Annotated in this window: 12 protein-coding genes; 7 read left to right on the top strand and 5 right to left on the bottom strand. The window is 62.2% G+C overall.

All coding sequences use genetic code 11. The annotated features are described in order from the left end of the window. Positions 1–40 precede the first annotated feature (40 nt). Positions 41–4,936, bottom strand: coding sequence for an alpha-2-macroglobulin (locus B9N88_RS31275; protein ID WP_027607988.1), 4,896 nt, complete (start codon positions 4,934–4,936; stop codon positions 41–43). Positions 4,937–5,149: 213 nt separating this feature from the next. On the opposite strand from B9N88_RS31275, the gene B9N88_RS31270 reads away from it, so the two are divergent. After that, positions 5,150–6,499 (top strand): MATE family efflux transporter, encoded by a 1,350-nt coding sequence (locus B9N88_RS31270; RefSeq protein ID WP_027607989.1) that lies wholly within the window; start codon positions 5,150–5,152, stop codon positions 6,497–6,499. Between the two features lie 95 nt (positions 6,500–6,594). Continuing rightward, entirely contained in the window at positions 6,595–6,906 is a 312-nt protein-coding gene (locus B9N88_RS31265; protein ID WP_027607990.1) for a hypothetical protein, read from the top strand. Positions 6,907–6,958: 52 nt separating this feature from the next. Here the strand turns inward: B9N88_RS31265 and speA are convergent, their stop codons facing one another. The 4 genes from speA to B9N88_RS31245 form a co-directional block, all read right to left on the bottom strand. Beyond that, the gene (gene speA, locus B9N88_RS31260; protein WP_027607991.1) at positions 6,959–8,872 is read right to left on the bottom strand and encodes an arginine decarboxylase; all 1,914 of its coding nucleotides are present in this window, start codon (positions 8,870–8,872) and stop codon (positions 6,959–6,961) included. A gap of 143 nt (positions 8,873–9,015) precedes the next feature. Further along, a complete protein-coding gene (locus B9N88_RS31255; RefSeq protein ID WP_027607992.1) occupies positions 9,016–9,387 on the bottom strand; it encodes a translation initiation factor Sui1 in 372 nt (123 codons plus the stop codon). A gap of 181 nt (positions 9,388–9,568) precedes the next feature. Continuing rightward, complete coding sequence (locus B9N88_RS31250; RefSeq protein WP_027607993.1) at positions 9,569–10,105, bottom strand: NUDIX hydrolase; 537 nt, start codon at positions 10,103–10,105, stop codon at positions 9,569–9,571. A 2-nt stretch (positions 10,106–10,107) separates the two neighbouring features. Further along, entirely contained in the window at positions 10,108–11,085 is a 978-nt protein-coding gene (locus B9N88_RS31245; RefSeq protein ID WP_370671257.1) for a DUF2333 family protein, read from the bottom strand. 389 nt (positions 11,086–11,474) lie between these two features. Between B9N88_RS31245 and B9N88_RS31240 the strand changes: the two genes are divergently transcribed. The 5 genes from B9N88_RS31240 (at position 11,475) to accC (ending at position 17,788) form a co-directional block, all read left to right on the top strand. Continuing rightward, positions 11,475–13,145 carry a response regulator gene (locus B9N88_RS31240; protein ID WP_027607995.1) on the top strand — a complete coding sequence of 557 codons (1,671 nt, stop codon included), beginning with the start codon at positions 11,475–11,477 and terminating at the stop codon, positions 13,143–13,145. 53 nt (positions 13,146–13,198) lie between these two features. After that, entirely contained in the window at positions 13,199–15,160 is a 1,962-nt protein-coding gene (locus B9N88_RS31235) for a methyl-accepting chemotaxis protein (RefSeq protein ID WP_027607996.1), read from the top strand. Positions 15,161–15,467: 307 nt separating this feature from the next. After that, positions 15,468–15,923, top strand: a complete 456-nt coding sequence (gene aroQ / locus B9N88_RS31230; protein ID WP_003171482.1) for a type II 3-dehydroquinate dehydratase — start codon at positions 15,468–15,470, stop codon at positions 15,921–15,923. Between the two features lie 24 nt (positions 15,924–15,947). Next, positions 15,948–16,409, top strand: coding sequence for an acetyl-CoA carboxylase biotin carboxyl carrier protein (gene accB, locus B9N88_RS31225; RefSeq protein WP_027607997.1), 462 nt, complete (start codon positions 15,948–15,950; stop codon positions 16,407–16,409). A 17-nt stretch (positions 16,410–16,426) separates the two neighbouring features. After that, on the top strand, positions 16,427–17,788 hold the full coding sequence (gene accC / locus B9N88_RS31220) for an acetyl-CoA carboxylase biotin carboxylase subunit (protein ID WP_027607998.1): 1,362 nt from the start codon (positions 16,427–16,429) through the stop codon (positions 17,786–17,788). The last annotated feature ends 265 nt before the right edge of the window (positions 17,789–18,053 follow it).

Raw genomic sequence — 18,053 nt, 5'->3', positions numbered from 1 at the left:
CGCGGGCAAGCCCGCTCCTACAGTGATCAACCGTCAAATTTCAGCGTCCCTTGATCACCAGGTCCGCCGGCGTCTCCCCCACTGCCTGCCAGTTCGGCCGGTACATCGACTCCACCTGCGGCGGCGGCACGCGGTAAGTGCCCGGTGTCACGGCACGGGCCAGGTACAGCAAGTGCGTGGTGCCATCGCCGTCAAGGTTGATGGCCGCCACGTAACGGTCATCACGAAACTCCTGATGCTTGAGCGCCGCGTTCTGCATCGACCCGCGCCATTCCTTCACCTGGCTGCTGGCGTTTTCCAGGCTGGCGGCACTTTGGGCCAGGTTCTGGTTTTCCAGCTCCAGGCCCGCCGGCAACAGGTCGACCACCAAGGCATCCGGCACGCGCTGCCTGGCGCTCACCGCCAGGTGCACCAGCACCAGGTCGCCGCTATTGAGGTTGCGCAGGTTCAGCGGTTGGCCATTCATGCCCAGGTATTCCCGGCGGATGCTCAGGTTGTCGCCACCCGGTGCCGGTGGCACCTGGGGATAACCCGAGATCGTCAGTTGCTGGTAGACCGGCACATCGCCCTGATTGGTCAGGTTCAGATCGCCAGAAAGCAGCTTGCCTTCCAGGTCCAGCGTCGACTGTTGATTGTTCAGCTCATGTTCCCCACCGCTGCCATTGAGCAGGACCTTCCAGGCCGACTCGGGCTGGGCAAACCCCAGGCGCCCGGCCAGGAACAGCGAGTTGCGCTCCTGGGTCGACAGGTACGGGCTGGCCGCCAATTGGTCCGACAGGCTAAACAAACGCTCCTCACGCTTGCCCTTGGCCAAGTCGTTTTCTTCCAGCAACGCCAGGATCATCGCCTGATCGCGCAGCGGGCTGCCGTAGTCAGCCAGCCATTCCTTGGCGCTGCGTTGCGCCGCCAGGCCGGCCAGCAAGGCTTGATCCGCACGGGGCTGGTCACCCATCTTCTGTAATGCGATGGACAACTGCACCAACGGCAACCCGGAACGCGCGTCGCTGCGCCGCTCGAAAATACTGCGCAGCGCCCCCAACGGCGCCTGCTGACTGCGCGCCAGTACCATGCCGGCGTAGGCCTGCACGGCAAAGCGCGTGTGGTCAGCGTTGTCGCTGTAGTCGACTTCGATCAGGTTGCGCTCCTGCACATAGCGCAGCAGGCGCTCGCTGGCTTTTTTCAGCGCTTCAGGCGGTACCGCGAAGCCCTGGTCACGGGCACGCAACAGGAAGTCGGTGACATAAGCCGTCAGCCAATATTCCTCTTCGCCATCGGCGCCCCACAAACCGAAGCTGCCGTTGTAGCGCTGCATGCCCAGCAGGCGTTCGATGCCCAGCTCGATCTTGCGTTTGCGCTCGGCATCCGGCTCGCCCTTGATGCTCAAGCGCTTGAGCAGCGCGTCGTCGGCGTACAGCGACGGGTACAGACCACTGGCGGTCTGCTCCAGGCAACCATAAGGGTAGGCCTTGAGCGCCGAGATCTGCGCACCCAGGTTCAGCGGCGGCCGGCTCGACAGGCTCAGCAGCGCCTCACGCCCAGAGGCATCGAATTGATCCAATGCGCCGGCGGGCAGGCTCCACGGCTCGCCCTTGAGCACCGCGCGGTAATGCCTGAGCAACGCCGGGTAGGCCGGGCGCACACCCAGGGTCCATTCGCGGCTGAACGGCGGCAGGTTCTCACCGGGCAGGTCCAGGCCATTGACCGTGACCTTCACCTTGCCTTGACCCAAGCCACCCCAGGCTTTCACCGGGATACGCAGGGTAGTGCGCTGGCCTTGCTTGAGCTCGACGGCTTGAGCGCCCGTGTTGACCAGCTCCAACTGCCCTTCGGCACTCAGTTGCACATCGAGTTTCTGCGCCTTGCCCGACAGGTTGGACAGGTCCAGGGCCAACGTCGTCTGGTCACCGCCGGCGAGGAAGCGCGGGGCCGACAGCTCGGCGATCAGCGGCGCGGCGATCACGGTCTTGCCTTCGGCCATGCCGTAGCGGTCGTCGCTCCAGGCCTGGGCCATCAGGCGCAGTTCGCCGTTGAAGTCGGGGATGTTGACGCTGACTTCACCCTCGCCCTGCTCATTCAAGGTCACCGGCGCGCTTTGCAGGGCGACGATGGTCACACTGGTGTCCGGACGCTTGCCGCCCTTGGCCAGCGCGGCGTCGCCGCCAAAGGCCAGGCTGGCCAGGCGGCCCTGCCCGGCTTCGATCAACTGGCCGTAGATATCGAACTGGTCCACGCCATAGGCCTTGCGGCCGAACAGGCTGGAGTACGGGTCCGGCGTCGGGTATTCGGTGATATTGAGGATGCCCACGTCCACCGCCGCCACCAGCACGTGCACCTGTTTCGGCACGCTGCCATCGGCGTTTTTGGCGGCGATGTTCACCGTCAGCGGTTGTTTGGGGCGCATTTTTTCCGGCGCGGTCAGGGTCACGCCAAGCTTGCGCTGGGTGCGATCCAGCGGCAGATGCAGCAGGCCTACCGCGCGTTTGGGGGTGATATTGGCTTTGCGCTCGCCGGGACGAATCACCAGGGCGCTGACGTACAGGTCATGGCGCGACCATTTCGGATCAAGCTTCACGGCAAAGCTTTTACCTTCGGCCGGCACGTCGATTTCCTGCCACCACAGCGGCCCTTCGGCGGACTCCACCAACAGGTAGCCTTTACCGGCCGCCGGCGGCGTGACCGTGACGTTGGCGGTATCGCCGTCGCCATAGGCGGGTTTATCCAGCGCCAGCTTGACCTGATCGGGGCGTACGGCGCCGCCTTCGGTGTTGTCCTGGGCCTGGTAGCCGGCCCAGAAGCGCAGGCTGCTGACCAGGCCGGTCTGCGGGTCTTCGACCTCGACGCGGTACGGGCCCCACTCCACCTGGAAGCTGACCTTGGCGGTATCGCCGGCCTTGATGTTCAGGGTCTGTTCGTCGAGGTTGAGGAATTTTTCGTTGTAGTGATAGCTCCAGCCATCGCTGTCGGAGTAGTTCCAGTAGTAGTCACGACGCTCGCGTACCAGGCGGACCTTGAGGTCTTGCGCGGCGAGTTTCTGCCCGTCCTGGTTGGCCAGCAGCACTTCGAATTCCGCCGGGCCGTCGCCATTGGTTTCCTTGCCGTCAAACAGGCCACGCAGGCCCGGCAGTTGCTCGGCGGGCCAGATCGGCTGCACCAGGCGCCGGGTGATCGGCCGCCCGCCCGACTCGTGCAGGCTGGCCTGCACGATCAGTTGCAGGGGGGATTTGGCCTCGGCCCATTTGCTTTCCAGGGTCAGTTCTTCCTGGCCCTTGGCGTCGAGCACGCTTTCGTCCAGCTCGAAGTCCTGGCTCAGTTCCTCTTCGGTGACGGATCCGAATTGATAGCCCGGCAGCGACTTGACCGCTTCGCGCAACGGTCGCACATAGACTTGCCCGCTGACGCGGTTGCCCGACGCCGGCGCACCATAGAGGTAGCGACCGTTGACCTTGATCACCGGGTTATCCGCCGGGCTCAATGCCGTGTCGCTGCCCTTGAGTTCCAGCGCCAGGCGCTCGGGCAGGAAGTCTTCGACGAGGAATTCATACAGCTGCGGCTTGCCATCACCCAGGTCGAACACCAACTGCCAGCGCCCGGTCGGCGCTTCGCCGGCCAGCTGCAGTTGATATTGATAGAGGCCAGAGGCATCGGCATCCCAGACGAACTTGCGGCTCACCTGTTCATCCGGGCGACGCACTTCGACGCTCACCGGCTGCGGCTTGACCGCGTTGCCGTCCTTGTCCCGCAGCAGGGCGTTGAGCAGCACGGTTTCGCCGGGGCGATACAGGTCGCGCGGGCCGAACACAAAGAACTGCAACGGATGGGAAGGTTGGCCGCCGATATCGAACTCGGCCAGATCCAGCGCGGCACTGTCCAGGCGCAGCAGACTGGTCTGCTCGCCCTGTTTGGCCAGCAGCACCTGGGCCTTTTTCGGCAACGGCAACTCAGCGTGGCCGCCCTTTTCGGTCTTGCCCTGGCCCAGCACACGGCCGTCGGCATCGAGCACTTCAAGGTCGACGCCATCCAACGCCTTGCCACCTTCCAGCGCCTGGGTAAACACATCCAGGCGATTGGCGTAGCGGTGCACCGACAGGCCGATATCGCTCAAGGTAAACAGCGTGGCCGGTTGCGAATAGTTGTAGGTGCCCGAAGCGCGCATCACCGCCAGGTACACGCCCGGTTGCTGCAATTGCTTGAGGCCGGCGATCGGCAGCAGCAGGGTTTCACGGGTATTGCGCGCCGGGTTCAGGTCGAAACGGCCGCCGTAGACCAGGTCGGCCAGCGGCAGCAGTTCGCGGGATTCATAACTTTGCAGGCTGGTATTGCGCCCCCACTGCGCCAGGAACGACGGCAGGGATTCGGGTTTGATACGGAAGAATTCAACGTCGATCTTGTCGACGTTCAATGCGATCACCGGCAGGCCTTCGGCCAGGCGCGTCGGCAACAATGTGCCACGGCTGGCGAAGCCGACGGTGGCTTGCAGGTCACGGGTTTCCAGGCGCGCGATGTACTCGGCGGCGAGCGTGTTGGCGTTGACCGCCTTCACCCCGGCATCCACCGTCAGCACCAGTTTGCGCTGGGGTTCCAGGTGACGCAGGCGCAGCTCCATGAGGTTATCGGACAGCTCCCAGGCGCCATCGACCTTGCCGGACTTGCTGTCGACCAGATGGAGTTTGTCGGCAAACTTCTGCTCCGGATCCAACGGAATGGAAAAACTCACCGACAAGGTGCTGGCGCCGTCCAACTGCACCTCGGATACGTCCACCACACTCAACTCACGCCCGGCATAACGCTGCTTGAGCGCCGCCACATCCACCGCGGCCTTGGCCGGTTTCGGCGCCGTCGCCACGGTGGGCGCAGGCGGTGCTGCCGGTTTATCGGAAGAATCGCAGGCGCTCAGCAGGGCCAGCGCGCAGGCCAGGAACAATCCTTTGTTAAGCATGGGGCACTCGTAGTCAGAGGGAACCGAGGGGTGAACTATATATCAGCGCCGGCCAAGCCGATGTGGCGCTGGTCACATTGACCGACGGAGGGTGAGTTGGTTCTCAACGGTCTCAAGTCCCAGCCAAATCCCACAGGCATAGGGCTCCATTCCACATTGGCCCTGTTGCGCTGCCAATGGACGGTTACAATGCCGCTCCCCCAAGGAGCCTGCATGTCCACCTTACTGACCGACTGGCGCGACCGCCCTACCCATCGCCGCGTATGGGCTTTGGCCGCGCCGATGATTCTTTCGAACATCTCCGTGCCGATGGTGGCACTGGTCGACAGCATGGTCATCGGCCACCTGCCCCACGCTCACCAGCTGGGCGCCGTGGCCGTCGGTGCCAGCTTGTATACCTTCCTCGCCTGGGCCATGGGTTTTCTGCGCATGGGTTCCACCGGTTTCGCCGCCCAGGCCGCCGGGCGCAAGGATGGTGCGGCACTGCGACAGATCCTGCTGCAAGGTTTGCTGCTGGCGCTGGGGTTGGCGATGTTGCTGGGGACCGTCGGCATTCCGCTGAGCCATCTGGCCCTGGAATGGATGCAACCGTCCCCCGAACTCAACCAATTGACCCGCGAGTTCTTCCACACCCGCCTGTTCGGCCTGCCCGCCGCCCTGGCCAGCTACGCGCTGGTGGGTTGGTTTCTCGGCACGCAAAACGCCCGGGCGCCATTGGCAATCCTGTTGACCACCAACCTGGTGAACATCGCCCTGAACCTGTGGTTCGTATTGGGCCTGGACTGGGGCGTGGTCGGCTCGGCCCGCGCATCGGTGATCGCCGAATGGACCGGCGCCCTCCTCGGCCTTGCTCTCACGCAAAAAGCCCTGCGCGCCTACCCCGGGCATATCGCCTGGGCTGCGTTGAAACGGTGGCAAAGCTGGCGCCCGTTGCTGGCGGTGAACCGCGACATCTTTATCCGCAGCCTGGCGCTGCAGTCGGTGTTTTTCATGATCACGGTACAAGGCGCACGCCTGGGCGATGCCACCGTGGCGGCCAACGCGCTGTTGCTCAACGGCCTGCTGCTGACCGCTCATGCGCTGGACGGCTTGGCCCACGCCGTCGAGGCGCTGTGCGGACACGCCATTGGCGCCCGTGACCGCCCGGCCCTGCGCCGTTCGCTGGTGGTTGCCGGCGGTTGGTCGCTGATCGCCAGTCTGGGGTTTGCCCTACTGTTCACCCTCGCCGGCCACCTGTTTATTGCCATGCAGACCGATATCCCCAGCGTGCGCGAAACCGCCGATCTCTACCTGCCGTACCTGGCGGTACTGCCGTTGATTGCGGTGTGGAGTTATCTGTTGGATGGGTTGTTTATCGGCGCTACGCGCGCCAAGGAAATGCGCAATGGCATGTTGCTGACGGTGCTGATGGTGTTGCCCTTTGCCTGGGCACTGCAAGGCCTGGGCAACCACGGGCTGTGGATGACATTCCTGCTGTTCATGGCCTTGCGCAGCCTGACCCTGGGGGTCATTGCCTGGCGGCTCAAGCAGCGGGGAGAGTGGTTCGGTGCCCGTGCCGACTGAACCTACCTGTTAGTTCTGACAGGTTACAGACCGACATTCCGGGCGTTGAATGGCCATGGGTAAAACCCATCCCATAGATTCAAGGAGAGTCGGATATGAACATCACGAAAGCACTGTGGATCGCTACGGCTTGCACACTGGCGAGCATCGCGGGATGCAGCAATGGGCAAGGGCCGAACACTACCGAGGACAGACTGCGAGTTACAAACAGTAGCCAGTCCAATCTGACACTCATCCAGGGAACCGAGCGACACGCCCTCGCTCCAGGTGCAAATATTGAACTGCCCTTTAACAGCCAAAATGTCACGGTGGCGCCCACCACCACCGGTGCCGACAAACTTGACCGGGTTGTCTTTCAGTTCAACCCAGGCCAATGCTCGGTCAAGCTCTGCCTGGTCACGTACTGAACCACCCACCGATACGACGCGCGGGTATCCCCGCGCATCGTTCAACCCAGCATCAGGACGACAGGTAGGACGAACGCGTCAGGCCCAGACGCAAGGCGTCGAGGAACTGCGTACGCTCACTGGCACTGATCTTCGCGCTGGCGCACTTGTCACGGTAGTGAGTCATCAACTCCTCCGGCGACAAGTGCACGTAGCGCAGCATGTCTTCGATGGTGTCGTGGGTCTCGATGCCGGCGCTGTACACCGAACCGTCTTCACGCTGGTAGATGTTCACCGAGTCGGTGTCACCGAACAGGTTGTGCATGTCGCCAAGGATTTCCTGGTAGGCGCCCACCAGAAAGATGCCCAGCAGGTAGTCTTCGCCTTCATTCAAGGCGTGCACCGGCAGGCTGGTCTCGATGCTCTGCTCGTCGACGTACTGCTTGATCTTGCCGTCGGAGTCGCAGGTCAGGTCTTGCAGCACAGCACGGCGCAGCGGCTCTTCGTCGAGACGGTGCAGCGGCAGGATCGGCAGGACCTGGCCGATGGCCCAGGTGTCCGGCAGGCTCTGGAACACCGAGAAGTTGCAGATGTACTTGTCGGCCAGCTTGTCGTTGAGTTCGTCCAGCACCTGGCGATGCGAGCGCTGGCGGGCTTTGAGCGAGTTGTGCAGGCGGCGGCACACGGCGAAATAGCACTGTTCGGCAAGGGCTTTCTCGGCCAGGGTCAGTTTGCCGTCGGCGTACTGGGTGGCCACATCGCTCATGTAGTGGGTGGCGCGCCAGTAGGTTTCGGTGACCATTTCGATATCGGTCGGGCCGAGCAGGTCCACCAGCCATTGCACGGTCTCGGGCAGGCTTTCCTTGTTTTCGATGACCGGGATTTCGTCGTTATGCTTCTCGACGTCGGTGACCTGCACCACCAGCATGGCGTGGTGGGCGGTCAGGGAGCGGCCGCTTTCGGAGAAGATATTCGGGTGCGGCAGGCTCTGGGCGTCGCAGAATTCCTTGAGCATGCCCACGACCACACCGGCGTAGTCGTCCATGTCGTAGTTGATCGAGCTGGCGTTACGCGAGTGGGTACCGTCGTAGTCCACGCCCAGGCCGCCGCCCACGTCGATGTGGTCCACCGGCAGGCCGAGGTTGCGCAGTTCGCCGTAGTAACGAATGGCTTCCTTGAACCCATGCTGGTAGTCGGCCAGGTTGGCGATCTGCGAACCCATGTGGAAGTGCAGCAGGCGGATGCCCTGGTCCAGGCCCGCCGCGCGGAAGCGCTCGACCACCGACAGCAGCTGCGCCGCCGACAACCCGAACTTGGACTTCTCGCCACCGGTGTCCGCCCACTTGCTTGACGCCAGGGACGACAGGCGCACGCGCAGGCCCACCTGTGGCTTGACCTTGAGGCTGGCGGCCTCTTCGATCACCAGTTCAACCTCGGATTCTTTCTCGATCACGATAAATACGTTGTGGCCGAGCTTCTGGCCCATCAGTGCCAGGCGGATGAACTCGCGGTCCTTGTAACCGTTGCAGACGATGGTGCCGCCCTTCGGCGCCAGGGCCAGCACGGCCAGCAGCTCAGGCTTGGAGCCGGCTTCGAGGCCGATGGAAACGTTCTGGGTGGCGATGATGTTCTCGATCACCGCCTCCTGCTGGTTCACCTTGATCGGGTACAGCGCGGTGTACTTGCTCTGGTACTCCAGGCGCTCGATGTTGGCATCGAAAGCGCCGGTCAGCTGGCGTACACGGTCTTGCAGGATGTCGGGAAAACGCACCAGCAGCGGCAGGGAAAGGCCGCTCTTGCGCAGCTCGTCCACTTGCTCGTAGAGGTCGACGGGTGTGCTGTTCGGGCCGTTCGGACGGACTTCAACGCGACCGGCATCATTGATCGCGAAATACCCGGCCCCCCAATGGCGAATCCCGTAAACACTGCGGCTGTCCGCAACTGTCCATTGGCTGCCATCGTCTTTGCGTGTGCGTCGTACGGACATCGAAGTCCCCTATAAATGAAGGCGAAGGCGCCGCCTCGCGTTCGAGGCTGGCGCAGTCTAAAGAATGAAAATGACGATTTGCCTGTAAGCAAGGTAGACCCCACTCGCAGGACAGAGTTTAGACACAGGTTGGGAAGAGGCTCTCAGCCGCCGGACTTCTTGGCCTTGTAACCCAGCCTGATCAGCTCGGCCAACAGCAGTTCGACGTGATCGCCCTGGATCTCGATGACACCGTCTTTCAACGCGCCACCGGTGCCACAGCGCTTTTTCAGCGTGGTGGCCAGTGCCTTGAGCGGCTCTTCGGCCAACGGCACGCCGGTGATGGTGGTCACCGTCTTGCCGCCACGGCCTTTGCTTTCGCGGCGCACGCGGGCAATACCGTCGCCTTCGGGGATCAGGGTCTGTTTGCAGGTACACGAATCCACGGGCTGACGACAGTCCGGGCAGTGTCGACCTGCGTCGGTGGAAAATACCAGGCCGCCGAGGGCGGCGAAGGATGCGGCTTTTTTGGCCACCGGCAATCCTCTCGGGAGGACAAAGACTGATCGGCCTCCGCTAATGGACGACCGACCGCGAAGCCCCACTCAGGCAGGGGCAGCGCTACCGACCCGCCAAGGCGGTTCGGGTGAAAAGTCGCGCAGTGTAACGGCAAAAAGCCCACTTGCTAAGAGCCAAATGGCGCCAATTTATGCAGCTTTAGCGACGTGAGGCCAGATAGCGCCGCAAGCCCTCCTGGGCGTCCGGGCAGTAAGGCTTGTGCTCGGCTTCCTGCAGGACCGTTTCCACGGGCAAAAAGCGCGCTTCCATGACTTCTTCAGGCTGCAGGCGCAATGGCCCATCCCAGGTCGCCGAGTAGGATTTGCACCAGAGCCGGCTGTTGCCATCCTCAAAGTAGAAATGGTCATGCTCGGTCAGTTCCACCCCGCCGACACCCAGTTCCTCTTCCAGCTCGCGGGCCGCCGATAACGCGTAGGACTCGCCCGCCGCGACCATCCCGCCCGCCGCCGTGTCCCAGAAACCCGGGTACAGGGCCTTGCTCAGGGTGCGCCGATGCACGCACAGCTCACCCTTGGAATTGAACAGGAAGATAAAGGTGCAACGGCCGATCAGGCCGCGCTGGCGCAAATCGGACCTGACGAGGTGGCCGAGCAGGTTGTCCCGCTCGTCGACCCAGCAGATCAGTTCGGCATCAGAGGCCGCACGGTGCGCGGCCTCGTTTTGAGCTGTGTCCATCATCAACCCTGGTTGAGCAGTTGACGCAAATCGATCACCGCCGCGTTGGCCCGGGAAATGTAGTTGGCCATGACCAGCGAATGGTTAGCCAACACGCCGAAACCGCTGCCGTTGAGGATCATCGGGCTCCAGACCGGCTCTTGCGAAGCCTCCAGCTCACGAATGATCTGGCGCACGCTGACGGTGGCGTTTTTCTTGGCCAGCACGTCGGCAAAGTCGACTTCGATGGCACGCAACAGGTGGGACAGCGCCCAGGCCTGGCCACGGGCCTCGTAGAACACGTTATCGATCTGCATCCATGGGGTTTCCACCACTTCTTCGTCGACCTGCGGCACTTCACCTGGCGCCAGGGCCTCGGTTTTCAGTGCGGTGTTCAATTTGACCCGTCCCACGCTGGCCGACAGGCGTTGCGACAGCGAGCCCAGGCGGGTGGCCACATCGCCCAGCCAGTTGTTCAGGTTGTCGGCACGGGCATAGAACAAGGCGCCACGCTGGTTCGGGTCGGACAGGCGCGCTTCATAGCGGTTCAGGGAGTTGATGCCTTCCTGGTACTCCGACTCACTGGACGGCAGCACCCAGCTCTTGTTGTCGAAGTTGAAACGCGGCTCGGCCTTGGCCAGATCGGCGTCTTCGGCCGACTGCGACTGGGAGCGGGCGAAGTCTTTACGCAAGGCGCGGGTCAGGTCGCGCACCTGCACCAGCACGCCGTATTCCCAGCTGGGCATGTTGTCCATCCACAGGCCCGGCGGGAAACGGTCGTTGGAAATATAGCCACCGGGCTTGTTCAGCAACGTGCCGACTACGGTCTTGAGGGTTTCGACGGTGGTATAGCCCACCACCATCTGCTTGCCTTCCTTCTCGGCGGCAAGCTGCGCATTCTGCTGGACCGGGAACAGCGCCGGCTCTTCGCTCCAGTACCAGCCCAGGGCGCCGGTGACCAACAGATACAGGCCGAGCACGCTGAGCACGGCTCGGCTCATCAGCAGGGTATGAAAATAGCTGCGGTTGGCCGACTTGGGCTCAGGGGCAGGGCCTTTGGCACTGCCCGCACGGTTTTTCCAGTCCAGCATGGCGATATCCTTTCAATCACTTGAGTTCATGCACTTGAATTGAGGGCGTGCGTTCAAACACTCCGACCACAACCCTACCCCATCGTGCCCGCCCATGCGGGGCTTTTCACCAAACGTGCATACGGCAGGCATTCGACTATAAAGGATGCACGCTTTTTAAGCTGCGCGACCGTCAGGTCACCAACTGAATATCAGGGACACGCAGTTAATTGACATATGACACTCATCCCATTGGAAAGAGGTGCTAGCATAGAGCCATCAGTTCGACCTCAGCATGCACCCTCACTAGTAGTCAGGATATGACCGAGCCAGAAGACCCCAGCCGTGAGCGTCTCAAGCAGCATTTTGCCCAGCGGGTAATTCATCAGGCACGTCAAATTCTTGAGATCTGGCAGCGCCTGCAACGCAGCGAATGGTCAGGCGCCGACCTCTCCGAACTCAGCGAGGCCAACCTGCGCCTGCAGCGCTTTGCCGAGCGCTTCGAACAACCCGAACACGGCCAACTGGCCCGGCACATCGGCGAATCGCTCAAGGCCGTCGACGAAAACCGCGGGCGCCTGAGCAGCCACCTGATCACCGAACTCAACCGCTTGATGCAGCGCCTGTCCCGCACCGGCCTGCGCCAGGGCGACCAGCTGGAACAAACCTTCCTGCCGCCGATGCGCAAGCCGATCTACGTGATGCTGGCCGATCACGACCGCGCCGAGCGCCTGGCCAAGCAGCTGGAATTCTTTGGCATGAGCGCCCAATCCCTGGACAGCGTCGCGGCGTTTCGCGCGTCCCTGGCCGAGCGCCTGCCGTCAGCGATCGTGATGGACGTGGATTTCTGCGGCACCGGCCTGGGCCTCAAGCTCGCCGCCGAAGCCCAGGAAGGCCTGGAGCATAAGCTGCCGCTGTTGTTTTTCAGCCTGCACGAAACCGACACCCCCACTCGCCTCGCCGCCGTGCGCGCCGGCGGCCAGGAATTCCTCACCGGCACGCTGGAAGCCTCCAGCCTGCTGGAAAAGATCGAAGTGCTGACCTGCGTCGCCCAGTACGAACCGTACAAAGTGCTGATCATCGATGACTCGCGGGCCCAGGCGCTGCACACCGAGCGTCTGCTCAACAGTGCCGGCATCGTCACCCGTACCTTGATCGAACCGATCCAGGCCATGGCCGAACTGGCAGACTTCCAGCCCGACCTGATCATCCTCGACATGTACATGCCGGCCTGTACCGGCACCGAACTGGCCAAGGTCATTCGCCACAATGACCGTTACGTCAGTGTGCCGATCATCTACCTGTCGGCCGAAGACGACCTGGACAAGCAGCTGGACGCCATGAGCGAAGGCGGCGACGACTTCCTCACCAAACCGATCAAGCCGCGCCACCTGATCACCACGGTGCGCAACCGCGCCGCCCGTGCGCGCAACCTCAAGGCGCGGATGGTGCGCGACAGCCTGACCGGGTTGTACAACCACACCCATATCCTGCAATTGCTTGAAGACTGCAGTTTCCGCGCGCGCCGCGAGAACAAACCGTTGAGCTTTGCCATGCTCGACATCGATCACTTCAAGCGGGTCAATGACAGCCATGGCCACCCCATGGGCGACCGCGTGATCAAGAGCCTGGCGCTGTTTCTCAAGCAACGCCTGCGCAAGACCGATTACATCGGCCGCTACGGCGGTGAAGAATTCGCCATCGTGATGCCCGACACCGACCTGGACTCGGCCTGCAAGGTACTGGATGAAATTCGTGGGCGCTTTGCCGAGATTCACTACCCGGCGCAGCCGCAGGATTTGTGGTGCACCTTCAGCGCCGGGGTGGTGGAGCTGTGTGACGGCTCCGACAGCCTGATGATGGCCGCCCAGGCCGACGAGGCGCTGTACCGCGCCAAGGACGCCGGGCGTAACCGCGTGCAAGCGGCACGCACGTCAAAGCAAAGTGCCACCTTTTCACCAGAATCCACTGATTCCGTCATAACCCTGTAATGAAAACGCAATAACTTCAGGCACTTACCTTTTGCTGTCGGTTGATACCCCGCATGCGCCTGAAGCTGCTGACCAATCTCAATACCCTCCTGCTGGTGGCCGTGTGCCTGGCACTTGGAGCGACGCTGTGGTGGTCGCAACGAGCGCTGGAACGGCCTTATTTGCTGATGGAACGCTACCTCGGTCTGTCACAGGCCTTCCAGAACCAGGCCGCGCGCAATATCGACGACTACCTGGGCAGCGGTGATGCATTGCGCTTGAGCAGCGCCAGCCAGAGCCTGGAAAGCCTGTTGCAGCACCTGGATGAACTGCCCGCCGACCTCGCACAGAACCTGCGCCCCAGCCTTGTGGACCTGGACACCTTCAGCAAGACCGACCTGCTGGCGGCCGGTAAGTTGGCCGGCGACCCGCAAGCCTTGTTGCTGCAAGCCGAGCGGGAGCTGGGCGCCAACCTGGAGCAGTTGAGCCAATACGCCATGGGCGTCAACAGCGCCGAAGCCGCGCGCTACCTGCCACCGCTGCTGGCGGCCTCACTGCACCTGGACAAGCTGTCCCTGGCCCGCGACAAACTGGTGAGCAGCGGCCGCGCGGAACTGGCGGACGATGTGGAACGCGAAGTCGGCAATATGCGCAGCCAGGCCGACCTGCTGGAGCAACTGCCATTACTCGGGGTAAAGGCCAGCGCAGAATCCAACACCGATGACTTTTCGGCCTTGATGGGCCTGGAAAACAGCGCAAAAGCCGAAGCCCAGGACACCGGCGTCGACCTCAAGCGCGAACTCAACGGCCTGCTGGCCCGCTACCCCGCCGAACTCCAGCGCACCCGCACGCAGATCCAGCAGCGTGCCGACCTGGCCGCCGCCACCCACTTGAAAATCGCCGCCGTTCAGCAGGCCATCGCCGGCCTCGAGCCGGTGGTACGTGCGCAACATGGCAAGATCCAGGGCGAAGTGCGCCTGATGCAAGGCGTGATGATCGGCCTGATTCTGCTGATCGCCCTGCTGATCGACACCCTGCAGCGGCGCCTGGCGCGGGTGCTGACCAACCTGGCCCCGGCCTTGTCGATCTGGGGCGAGGGCAACTTCAGCCAACCGATCACCTTGGGCAAGACCAACCGCGAACTGCGCGACATCGAAGCGTCCCTCAACCGTTTACGCGCCTACCTGGTGGATCTGGTGGGTACCATCCGTGGCAATGCCGAAGAAGTGGCCGGCAGCAGCCGCGCCCTGGCCGAGCTGAGCAGTGGCCTGCACGACGGCGCCGAACGCCAGGCCGGGGATACTGCGCAGATTCGTGATTCCCTGGGCGAACTGGAAGCCACCATCCAGCAAGTCGCCGGTGATGCCAGCCAGGCGGCCGGCGCCAGTCGCAGCGCGGGCCAGGCGGTCGAGCAAGGCCAGCGCGTGATCGGCCTGAGCCTGACCGGCCTGCACGCGCTGGTGGGTGAAGTGCAGCAAAATGCGCAGATGATCGAGAAACTTGCCGAGGAGTCCGCCACCATTGGCGGCGTATTGACCGTGATTCGCTCGATTGCCGACCAGACCAACCTGCTGGCGCTCAACGCCGCCATCGAAGCCGCACGCGCCGGTGAAGCCGGACGCGGTTTTGCCGTGGTCGCCGACGAAGTGCGCACCCTGGCCCAACGCACCGCTGGCGCCACCGCCGAAATCCAGGGCCTGATCACCGGCCTGCAAACCGCTGCGCACCAATCGGTGCAGGGCATGCGCGCCCAGGTTGAACACGCCGAGGCTACCGCCCAGCAAGCCCAGGCGGCGGATGGCGCGCTGGATGAAATCGTCGGCGCGATCCAGACCATTTCCGACACCGCCGTGCGGATTGCCGATGTAACGGCGCAGCAAAGTGGCGCCGTGAGTGAGATTCGCGACAACAGCGAGCGGATTCATCAGTTGGGTGAGGATAATTTGCTGCGCATCGGCCAGGGCCGCAGCCAGGGTGAGCATTTGCTGGTGCTGGGTGGGCAGCTCAATACGGCTGTGCAGGCGTTCCGTGTCTGACCCGCCCCATGAAGATCCAAAATCAAATGAAGATCAAAATGTGGGAGGGGGCTTGCCCCCGATAGCGGTGGATCAGTTACAGATGTCGATACTGACACACTGCAATCGGGAGCAAGCCCCCTCCCACATTTGATCTCCACAGTATTCAAGGGCGTATTACCAATGACCGGATCCCAGCCACCAGTCACAAATTTTGCGCAATCCTCGCTAATCGTGCCGCCTACTGCATAGAACTGGACAGTCACAAAGGCTTTGCGGCATAGTCGCCGGGTTCTGCCTTGCCCACATCAATAACAAGGAACAGCCGATGGCGACCTTACTGGTTCTTCACGGACCCAACCTGAACCTGCTCGGCACCCGTGAACCGGGCGTCTACGGGGCAGTGACCCTCGATCAGATCAACCTTGACCTGGAACGACGGGCACGTGAAGCCGGCCACCATTTGCTCTACCTGCAAAGCAATGCCGAGTATGAATTGATTGATCGCATCCATGCTGCCCGTGGCGAAGGCGTGGACTTTATCCTGATCAATCCCGCCGCTTTTACGCACACAAGTGTTGCATTACGTGACGCGCTGCTGGCGGTGAGCATCCCATTCATCGAAGTGCATTTATCGAACGTGCACAAACGCGAACCTTTCCGCCATCACTCCTACTTCTCCGACGTTGCGGTAGGAGTGATCTGCGGCCTTGGCGCCAGCGGTTACCGACTGGCCCTGGAGGCCGCCCTGGAACAGCTTGAAGAACAGGCCAAGCGCCCCTGACCGACCCTTGGGAGTTGATGATTCATGGATATCCGTAAAGTTAAGAAACTGATCGAACTGCTGGAAGAATCCGGTATCGACGAGCTGGAAATCAAGGAAGGCGAAGAGTCCGTACGGATCAGCCGCCACAGCAAGACCCCGGCCCAACAGTTCTACGCACCACAGATGCAGGCACCGGCACCGGCTGCTGCTCCGGCCGCCGCGCCTGCTGCTGCCGCCGCACCTGCCGCACCGGCAGCCCCTGCGCTGAACGGTTTCGTGGTCAAGTCGCCAATGGTCGGTACGTTCTACCGCACCCCGGCACCGACCTCGCCAGCCTTCGTTGAAGTGGGCAAGACCGTGAAAGTGGGCGACACCATCTGCATCGTTGAAGCGATGAAGATGATGAACCACATCACGGCCGAAAAAGCCGGCGTCATCGAATCCATCCTGGTAGAAAACGGTCAGCCGGTTGAGTACGACCAGCCGCTGTTCACCATCGTTTGAACCGCGGAGCGCCTTCGATGTTGAAACCTGCGAAGAAACTGCAAAAAGTCCTGATCGCCAACCGCGGCGAGATCGCGCTGCGTATCCTGCGCGCCTGTAAGGAAGAGGGCATCAAGACCGTCGCTGTTTACTCGACGGCCGATACCGAATTGATGCACGTGAAACTGGCGGACGAGAGCATCTGCATCGGCCCGCCACTGGCCACGAACTCGTACCTGAAAGTCTCGAACATCATCGCCGCCGCTGAAGTGACCGGCGCTGATGGCATCCACCCGGGCTACGGCTTCCTCGCGGAAAACGCCGATTTCGCCGAACAGGTGGAAAAATCCGGGTTTGCCTTCATCGGCCCGAAAGCCGAAACCATTCGCCTGATGGGCGACAAGGTCTCGGCCAAGGACGCCATGATCGCGGCCGGCGTGCCAACCGTTCCGGGCTCCGACGGCCCACTGCCTGAAGACGAGGAAACCGCACTGCGCATTGGTCGCGAAGTCGGCTACCCGGTGATCATCAAGGCCGCCGGTGGCGGTGGTGGTCGCGGCATGCGCGTGGTGCACAAGGAAGAAGAACTGATCGAAGCGGCCAAGCAGACTCGCTCCGAAGCGGCTGCCTGGTTCGGCAACCCGATGGTCTACCTGGAGAAGTACCTGACCAACCCACGTCACGTGGAAGTGCAGGTACTGTCCGACGGCCAGGGCCACGCCATCCACCTGGGCGACCGCGATTGCTCGCTGCAACGTCGTCACCAGAAGGTGTTGGAAGAAGCCCCGGCACCGGGCCTGGATGAAAAAGCGCGTCAGGAAGTCCTGGCTCGCTGCGTCAAGGCGTGCATCGACATCAACTACCGTGGCGCCGGTACCTTTGAGTTCCTCTACGAGAACGGCCGTTTCTACTTCATCGAGATGAACACTCGTGTGCAGGTAGAGCACCCGGTGTCGGAGATGGTCACCGGTATCGACATCGTCAAGGAGATGCTCAGCATCGCCGCCGGCAACGTGCTGTCCTTCACCCAGGACGACGTGAAGATCCACGGTCACTCCCTGGAGTGCCGGATCAACGCCGAAGACCCGAAGACCTTTATCCCAAGCCCTGGCCTGGTCAAGCATTTCCACGCGCCCGGCGGCAACGGCGTACGTGTGGATTCGCACCTGTACAGCGGTTACAAGGTTCCGTCCAACTACGACTCGCTGATCGGCAAGCTGATCACCTGGGGCGCGACCCGCGACGAGGCCATGGCCCGTATGCGCAATGCCCTGGACGAAATCGTGGTCGACGGCATCAAGACCAACATCCCGCTGCACCGGGACCTGGTTCGCGATGAAGGCTTCTGCGAGGGTGGTGTGAACATTCACTACCTGGAACACAAGCTGGCCAACCAGTAAGTGCTCCACCCAACAAAGCCGCCTTCGGGCGGCTTTGTTGTTTGTGGGCCCTCTACTTTTTTGAAGATGTACACCGTCAAAATGTGGGAGGGGGCTTGCCCCGGTACAAACCGGGGACATCGTTTACATTTCTAACCGGGGACATGGTTTACAGGCTAATACGCATGATCAGGAGGTAACTGATCATGCCCTGGAACCAAGAGTCCCCCATGAATCAAAGAATCAAGCTGGTAGCTGATTGGCTTTCTGGCAACTTCACTAAAAG

It is taken from the genome of Pseudomonas sp. LAMO17WK12:I1 (assembly GCF_900177315.1).
In the GTDB taxonomy this organism is placed as follows: domain Bacteria; phylum Pseudomonadota; class Gammaproteobacteria; order Pseudomonadales; family Pseudomonadaceae; genus Aquipseudomonas; species Aquipseudomonas marginalis.
The sequence above is the reverse complement of the archived record's forward strand: the minus strand, read 5'-3'. Positions and strand labels throughout refer to the sequence as shown.

What these genes read in the sequence shown, in the direction of transcription:
- B9N88_RS31250 (WP_027607993.1), bottom strand. Translation starts at nt 10,105, where the DNA reads ATGGACACAGCTCAAAACGAGGCCGCGCACCGTGCGGCCTCTGATGCC.
- B9N88_RS31270 (WP_027607989.1), top strand. Translation starts at nt 5,150, where the DNA reads ATGTCCACCTTACTGACCGACTGGCGCGACCGCCCTACCCATCGCCGC.
- B9N88_RS31240 (WP_027607995.1), top strand. Translation starts at nt 11,475, where the DNA reads ATGACCGAGCCAGAAGACCCCAGCCGTGAGCGTCTCAAGCAGCATTTT.
- accC (WP_027607998.1), top strand. Translation starts at nt 16,427, where the DNA reads ATGTTGAAACCTGCGAAGAAACTGCAAAAAGTCCTGATCGCCAACCGC.
- aroQ (WP_003171482.1), top strand. Translation starts at nt 15,468, where the DNA reads ATGGCGACCTTACTGGTTCTTCACGGACCCAACCTGAACCTGCTCGGC.
- B9N88_RS31265 (WP_027607990.1), top strand. Translation starts at nt 6,595, where the DNA reads ATGAACATCACGAAAGCACTGTGGATCGCTACGGCTTGCACACTGGCG.
- B9N88_RS31275 (WP_027607988.1), bottom strand. Translation starts at nt 4,936, where the DNA reads ATGCTTAACAAAGGATTGTTCCTGGCCTGCGCGCTGGCCCTGCTGAGC.
- B9N88_RS31245 (WP_370671257.1), bottom strand. Translation starts at nt 11,085, where the DNA reads ATGAGCCGAGCCGTGCTCAGCGTGCTCGGCCTGTATCTGTTGGTCACC.
- B9N88_RS31235 (WP_027607996.1), top strand. Translation starts at nt 13,199, where the DNA reads ATGCGCCTGAAGCTGCTGACCAATCTCAATACCCTCCTGCTGGTGGCC.
- accB (WP_027607997.1), top strand. Translation starts at nt 15,948, where the DNA reads ATGGATATCCGTAAAGTTAAGAAACTGATCGAACTGCTGGAAGAATCC.
- speA (WP_027607991.1), bottom strand. Translation starts at nt 8,872, where the DNA reads ATGTCCGTACGACGCACACGCAAAGACGATGGCAGCCAATGGACAGTT.